This is a genomic window from Halolamina salina, assembly GCF_042678005.1.
GTDB classification, from domain to species: domain Archaea; phylum Halobacteriota; class Halobacteria; order Halobacteriales; family Haloferacaceae; genus Halolamina; species Halolamina salina.
The window spans coordinates 20,202-26,477 of sequence record NZ_JBHUDH010000071.1; the positions used below are offsets into that span (position 1 = coordinate 20,202).

A 6,276-nucleotide genomic window follows, 5' to 3' on the forward strand; every position below is an offset into this window, starting at 1 on the left:
TCGACGACGCCCGGCGACTCGTCGGCCAGCAGCACGCCGGCGGCGACGGTGGTGAGCACCGGCGAGAGGCTGACGATCACCGAGGAGATCGAGCCGGAGATCACGGCCGTCCCGAGGTAGAGCAGGCCGTGGTAGCCGGCGACGACGAAGCCACCGACCAGCGCGATGGAGAGCCACTCCGAGCGGTCCTGCGGTCGGAACCGCCCGGTCGCGGCGGCCACTCCGGAGATCACCGCACCGGCGAGTAGGTATCGCAGCCCCGCGAACCACAGCGGCGGCACCGAGCCGAGCCCCATCTCGATCGCGACGAACGAGCCGCCCCAGATCGACGCGAGGGAAACGAACAACAGAGCGGCCAGAAGTTGGCCGCGACTCCAGCGAATCGCATTCATTTTCGTGTTTAGACCAAATCTACTGGCGTACTTATGTCTGTCTCTACCGGCTCCGTCGTTTTTGGAACTCTGTTCAGAAAGATGGGTTTCGATTGTTTTTCTCGCTCACTTTTCCACAATCCCTTTGCTTTCCGCTCTCGAACGGGGTGTATGGACGAGCGCGACGTCCGCCTGCTGAAGGCGATCTCCGACCTCGGCACCGGCAGCCCCGAACGCCTCCACGAGGAGACGGACATCCCCGTCTCGACGATCCACTACCGGCTGAACAACCTCCGGGAGGACGGCGTGATCGAGAACGACCTCTACGATCTGGATCTCGACGAACTGGGGCTGGGGGTCACGGTCGTCATCGAGGTGCTGGCGGACTACAGCGGCTCCCACGAACAGCTGAGCGAGCGGCTGCTCGCGATCGAGGGCGTGACGGAGGCGTACTTCACGATGGGCGAAACGGACTTCGTCGTCGTCGCACGCCTGCCCGACAGCGACGACGTGGAGCGACTGATCCGGGCGTTCGAGGACGTCGAGGAGGTCGACCGCACCGACTCGACGTTCGTGATCAAGTCGCTCCGGGACGGGCAGCGGCCGCTGGAGAGCTACTCGCTCGACACGCTGGTGGAGATGCTCGCCGACGAGTAGTTCCGAAAGAGGCCCCGGATCAGGCGCGCTTCTGGATCTCCTCGCGCAGCACCTCGCTCACGAGGTCGCCGCCGGCCTGCCCGCGCAGCGCACCCATGCACTCGCCCATGAGCCCGGAGAAGGCGCCCATCCCCTCCGCCTCGACCTGTTCGGCGTTGCGCTCGACGACCTCCTGCACCGCCTCGCGGACCTCTTCCTCGCTCACGCCGCCGACGCCCTCCTCCTCCATCGCTTCCTCGGGCGTGAGTTCAGGCTCCGCGGCCAGTGCGGTCAGCACGGGGTTGACGCCCTCCTTCGGGAGTTCGCCCTCCTCGACGAGCAGCAGCGTCCCGAGCAGCGCGTCGTCGCGGATGTTCTCCACCTCGACGCCGTCGCGGCTGAGTTCCGTCAGCGTCGACTCCAGCGTGGAGGCGGCGAAGGTGGGGTCGACGCCCGCCTCGACGGCCTCCTCGAACAGCACCATCCGGCGGCCGAACGCGACCTGCTCGGCCAGCCCCTCGTCCAGTCCCAGTTCCTCGGCGTAGCGCTCGACACGCTCGGTCAGGAGTTCGGGCGTCTCCACGTCGCTGGGGTCGGGTTCGACCGGCGGCACGTCGGTCTCGGGGTACATCCGCGCCGCGCCGGGCAGCGGCCGGAGGTAGCGCGTCGTCCCGTCGTCGTTCGCGCCGCGGGTCTCCTCGGGCACGCCCTCGATGGCGGTCCGAGCGCGGTCGGCGGCGGCCTCGATCGCCTGCCCGGCCACGTCGCTGTCGGCGGCGACCAGCGCCACGGCGTCGTTCTCGCCGGCGTCGACGGCGGCTTTCAGATCTTCGACCTCGTCCTCGGTCACGCCGTAGGCCGGCAGTTCGTCGGTGTGGAAGATGCCCCCGGCCCCGGCGCGCTTGGCGTGGTCGGAGAGCTCGGTGCCGAGCCGGCGGTCGGGCTGGATCTCTCGACCGACGAGACCGTCGAAACCGTAGAGGGGGACGGCCAGCACCTCGCCGCCGGAATCGAGCGCGCCGCGGATCACGCCCGAATCGGTGTCTTCGAACACTCCGGCCACGTCGTTGACCTCGCCCACCGCGGCGTCACGGGCTTCGAGTTCGTCGCAGATCGCGAGCAGTTCGACCTGCCGGTCGACCTCGTTGGCGACGATGTCGCGGATGTCGCCCAGTGCCTGCACGCCCTTGATCTCGACGCGGGCGCCCTCCTCGATGGAGACGTTCACGTCCTGCCGGATCGTCCCGAGCCCGCGCTTGACCGACCCGGTGGAGCGCAGCAGCATCCCGATGTGCTCGGCGGCCTCGTGGGCCTGCTCGGGCGAACTGATGTCCGGCGCGGTACCGATCTCCACGAGGGGGATGCCGAGACGGTCCAGCGAGTAGCGAACGCCCTCGTCGGTCTCCTCGACGCGCTGGGCGGACTCCTCCTCGAGCATCACGTCGGTGATGCCCACGCTGCCCTCGCTTGTCTCGATCTCGCCGTTCTGGGCCAGCAGCATCGAGCGCTGGAAGCCGGAGGTGTTCGAGCCGTCGATGACGAGCTTGCGCATCACGTGGCCCTGATCGACCACGTCGGCGTCGAGCAGGTCCGCGATGCTCATCGCGACCTCCAGTGCCTCCTCGTCGATCCGGGCGGGCGGCTCGTCGTCCTCCTCGACCAGACAGGTGGTGTCGTAGGCGAGGTACTCGAACGTGCGGTCGACGCGGCTCTCCTCCATCGCCGCCTCGTCGAGTTCGCCGAGCTCGCTCCGGGTCGGGTGGAGCTCGCGAGTGATGGTGTGGGTCGCCTCCTCGGGCTCGCGGAGTTCGGTGGGCGAGTCGCAGAACAGCTTCGTCTCGGTGTCGAGCTGTTGGTGGATCTCGAGGCCGGCCACGAGGCCGAGCTCCTCGTAGTCGCGGGCGTCGTCGCTCATAGGTAGTTTGGGGGGCGGTGGGGGTAAAAATGGTCGCAGTCGCGGGCGGTCGGGCTACTCGGGGCGGGGTTGGCGAGCGCTCACTCGTCCTCGAGCGCCTCGTAGATCCCGGCGTGGCGTCGGCCGTCGATCTCCCCGATCTCCAGCGCGATCTCGCGTCGCTCCTCGTCGCTCTCGGCCGACCGGTACCGTTCGGAGAGGCGGCGCAGTTCCTCGTCGACAGTCGCCGAGTCGTCGCCGGGAGGTGTCGCGCCCCGAGCGCCCTCGGCGGTCCCGTCGCTCCAGCGGGCACACCGCCGGAAGTAGACGACGGCCGTGTCGGCGTCCACGTCGCCGTCGTCGGCCGCGAACCGGTGGAGCAGCGCCCGGATCTCGTGACCGTACTCGAACGCGCTCCCGTTCAGCGCGTAGAAGACGACGACGGTGCGGAGCGCGGTCCGCTTGTTCCCGTCGACGAACGGGTGCTCCGCGACGAGCAGCCGCATCAGCTGTACCGCCTTCTCGTGTATCGACTCCGGGACCTCGCCGAAGAACCCCTCCGAGACGTACTGCACCGCGGAGCCGACCGACGCCGCAGACCGAACGCCCGGCTCCGTGATCTCCCCGTCCGCGACGATCTGCTCGTGCAGACCGAGAACGGTGTCGGTGGCGGGGTACGCGAGGTCGTCCGTCACGGCCTCGGCTTTCTCGCACGCCCCGATAACCGTTTCCGCTCGGCGGCTCCGAGCCGCGGACCGACTCTCAGTCTTCGTCGCCCAGAATCCCGCGGTGAGTCATCTTCTCGGGGTCAAGCACCGCTTCAGCCTCTTCCTCGGTCAGGTACCCCTCGGCGACAGCGACCTCCTTCACGGACTTCCCCTCAGCCAGGGCCTTCTTGGCGACCTTCGACGCCTTGTCGTAGCCGATAGCGGGGTTGAGTGCCGTCGCCAGCGCCATCGAGCGTTCGACTTGGGCCTCGCAGTGCTCTTCGTTCGCTTCCAACTTCGCGACGAACTTCTCGGCGAACGTCGACGCGCTGTTCGAGAGCAGTTCGGCGGACTCGAGGAAGTTGTGCGCGATGACGGGCTTGTAGAGGTTCAGGTCGATCTGCCCCTCCGCGGCGCCCGCCGAAACTGCGGCGTCGTTGCCCACGACCTGCTTGTGGACCTGGTTCACCGCCTCGGCGACGACGGGGTTGATTTTGCCGGGCATGATGGAGGAGCCGGGCTGGTTCTCGGGCTGCTCGATCTCGCCGAGGCCGTTCCGCGGGCCGGAGGCGAGCAGCCGGAGGTCGTTGGCGATCTTGTTCAGGCTGCCCGCGACCACGCGCAGCGCGCCGTGGGCCTCGCTCATGGCGTCGTGGGCGGCCTGGGCCTCGAAGTGGTCGTCGGCCTCGCGGAAGCCGAGGCCGGTCTCCTCGCTGATGTACTCCGCGGCGAGTTCGGGGAACTCGGGGTCGGTGTTGAGGCCGGTGCCGACCGCGGTGCCGCCCAGCGCCAGTTCCGCGAGCCGCGGGCGGACGCTCTCCAGCCGGTCGATTCCCTTCTCGACCTGCGTGCGGTAGCCGCCGAACTCCTGTCCGAGCCGGACGGGGGTGGCGTCCTGCAGGTGGGTGCGGCCGGTCTTGACCACACCGTCGAACTCCGCTTCCTTCGCTTCGAGTTCGTCGGCGAGCGTCTCCAGCGCGGGCGTGAGGTCCTTCTCGACGGCCTCCAGCGCGGCGACGTGCATCGCCGTCGGGATCACGTCGTTGGAGGACTGCCCGAAGTTCACGTCGTCGTTGGGGTGGACGACGCGGTCGCCGACCTCCGCGCCGATGATCTCGGCGGCGCGGTTGGCGATCACCTCGTTGGCGTTCATGTTCGATGAGGTGCCGGAGCCGGTCTGGAACACGTCGACGGGGAACTGGTCGTCGTGATCGCCAGCGATCACCTCGTCGGCGGCGGCGACGATCGCGTCGGCGGTCTCCTCGTCGAGGTGGCCCAGATCACGGTTGGCCTGCGCGGCGGCCTTCTTCACGACGCCGAGCGCGCGGACGAACCGCCGGCCGAAGGTGCTGTCGGAGATGGGGAAGTTCTGGATCGCACGCTGGGTCTGGGCGCCCCAGTAGGCGTCCGCGGGCACCTGCACTTCGCCGAGGCTGTCCGCTTCGGTTCGGTAGTCCTCTTCGCTCATGCCCGGCCGATCGGCCGGTGCGGCGTAAAACCCTCCGATGTCGGCGAGGCTACTCCTCGCTCTCGCGCTCGGCGTACTCCTCGGGCGTGTACGTCTCGATCTCCAGCGCGTGGACGCTGTCGGTCATCTCGTCGCCGACCGCGTCGTACACCATCTGGTGCTGGTCGACCAGCGTCTCCCCCTCGAAGGCGGGGGAGACGACGACCGCCGCGAAGTGGGCGTCCTGGTGGTTCCGGTCGTGGTGAGCCCGGGGGAGGTCGACTGTCGCCTCCGCGTCGGGGATCTCGGCCTCGATCGTCGCTTCGAGTTCGTCCGTGTCCATACGCTACCCCCGGTCGTGCGGGGTGAAAAGGCAGTCGGTGGGGATCGTCGGGAACACGCGAACCGTCGACGCCGTCGCGGCCGACTGGCTCGGCGTCAGCGCTCGACGACCGTCCCGACGAGCTGGCCGAGCGTCGCGAGCGTCCGCGTCTCGACGGCGCTGCGGTCGACCGCGACCACGCCCGTCACGTCGCGCTCACGCGCCTGTCGGGTGAGGCGATCCAGCAGCCGGACCGCCCGGTCGGCGTCGACGTACATCAGCAGCACCTGCACGTTGTCGATCAGCACCCAGCCCTCGCCGGGTTCGACGTGCCGCATCGCCTCGCAGTAGCGCATCGACAGCCCGGTCAGGTCCGCGGGCGAGACGGCCTCGGTCGTCCAGAGCGGCCCGTCGTAGCGCACCGGCGAGCCGTTGACCGGGATCAGGCCGCAGTTCCCCACCGGCACGCCGCGGTCCCGGAGCGCGGACTCCACCCGGTCGGGCGCCCACGGCGAGACGACGAGGAGGTTCTCGAAGCCGCGCTCGGGCAGTTCGGTCAGCCCGGTGCTCATCGACGGGAGCGTCACCAGCGCCTGCCGGCCGGACTCCTCGGGGAGCGTCGCCGTGTCCTCGGGGACGTCGGTCCCCGCGCGCTCTCGCCCGACTTCGGGCGCGAGCAGCATCGACCGGCTGCCGAAGCTCACTGTTCGCCACCCCCGTCGAACCGGCCTTCGAACGCCGCCGGCTCGGGGTCGTCGTCGGGCGACGGCGTCGGAACGGTCAGGAACGGCCGCGCGAACGATGCGGTGCCGGCGAGGGCGGCAAGTGAGGCCAGCAACACGAGCAGCGAGACGCGGAGACCCGGACCGAACAGGAGCACGTCGACGGCCGCCGCCGTC

6 protein-coding genes and 1 pseudogene (1 of these 7 cut by a window edge) are annotated in these 6,276 nt (G+C 69.3%); 1 reads left to right on the top strand and 6 read right to left on the bottom strand.

What is annotated here, in order from left to right; all coding sequences use genetic code 11:
* Positions 1 to 392 carry the 5' portion of an EamA family transporter gene (locus ACFR9S_RS07750; protein ID WP_459077192.1) on the bottom strand. It extends 52 nt beyond the left edge of the window, so the window shows 392 of its 444 coding nt (coding positions 1-392); the start codon lies at positions 390 to 392; the stop codon falls past the left edge of the window.
* Positions 393 to 542: 150 nt separating this feature from the next.
* Here ACFR9S_RS07750 and ACFR9S_RS07755 point away from each other — a divergent pair, with 150 nt between their 5' ends.
* Positions 543 to 1,028 carry an Lrp/AsnC family transcriptional regulator gene (locus ACFR9S_RS07755; RefSeq protein WP_379732673.1) on the top strand — a complete coding sequence of 162 codons (486 nt, stop codon included), beginning with the start codon at positions 543 to 545 and terminating at the stop codon, positions 1,026 to 1,028.
* 19 nt (positions 1,029 to 1,047) lie between these two features.
* On the opposite strand, the gene gatE is transcribed toward ACFR9S_RS07755, so the two are convergent.
* The 5 genes and pseudogenes from gatE to ACFR9S_RS07780 form a co-directional block, all read right to left on the bottom strand.
* Entirely contained in the window at positions 1,048 to 2,922 is a 1,875-nt protein-coding gene (gene gatE, locus ACFR9S_RS07760; RefSeq protein WP_379818377.1) for a Glu-tRNA(Gln) amidotransferase subunit GatE, read from the bottom strand.
* A gap of 284 nt (positions 2,923 to 3,206) precedes the next feature.
* Positions 3,207 to 3,596, bottom strand: a pseudogene (locus ACFR9S_RS07765) (type II toxin-antitoxin system death-on-curing family toxin); the annotation flags it as partial.
* Between the two features lie 67 nt (positions 3,597 to 3,663).
* Positions 3,664 to 5,076 (bottom strand): class II fumarate hydratase, encoded by a 1,413-nt coding sequence (locus ACFR9S_RS07770; RefSeq protein ID WP_379731998.1) that lies wholly within the window; start codon positions 5,074 to 5,076, stop codon positions 3,664 to 3,666.
* 49 nt (positions 5,077 to 5,125) lie between these two features.
* On the bottom strand, positions 5,126 to 5,398 hold the full coding sequence (locus ACFR9S_RS07775; RefSeq protein WP_379731997.1) for a BolA/IbaG family iron-sulfur metabolism protein: 273 nt from the start codon (positions 5,396 to 5,398) through the stop codon (positions 5,126 to 5,128).
* Positions 5,399 to 5,493: 95 nt separating this feature from the next.
* On the bottom strand, positions 5,494 to 6,081 hold the full coding sequence (locus ACFR9S_RS07780) for a DUF7504 family protein (RefSeq protein WP_379818378.1): 588 nt from the start codon (positions 6,079 to 6,081) through the stop codon (positions 5,494 to 5,496).
* Between the last annotated feature and the right edge of the window lie 195 nt (positions 6,082 to 6,276).

Coding starts and splice junctions, on each gene's coding strand:
- ACFR9S_RS07775 (WP_379731997.1), bottom strand. CDS start 5,398: ATGGACACGGACGAACTCGAAGCGACGATCGAGGCCGAGATCCCCGAC.
- ACFR9S_RS07770 (WP_379731998.1), bottom strand. CDS start 5,076: ATGAGCGAAGAGGACTACCGAACCGAAGCGGACAGCCTCGGCGAAGTG.
- ACFR9S_RS07755 (WP_379732673.1), top strand. CDS start 543: ATGGACGAGCGCGACGTCCGCCTGCTGAAGGCGATCTCCGACCTCGGC.
- gatE (WP_379818377.1), bottom strand. CDS start 2,922: ATGAGCGACGACGCCCGCGACTACGAGGAGCTCGGCCTCGTGGCCGGC.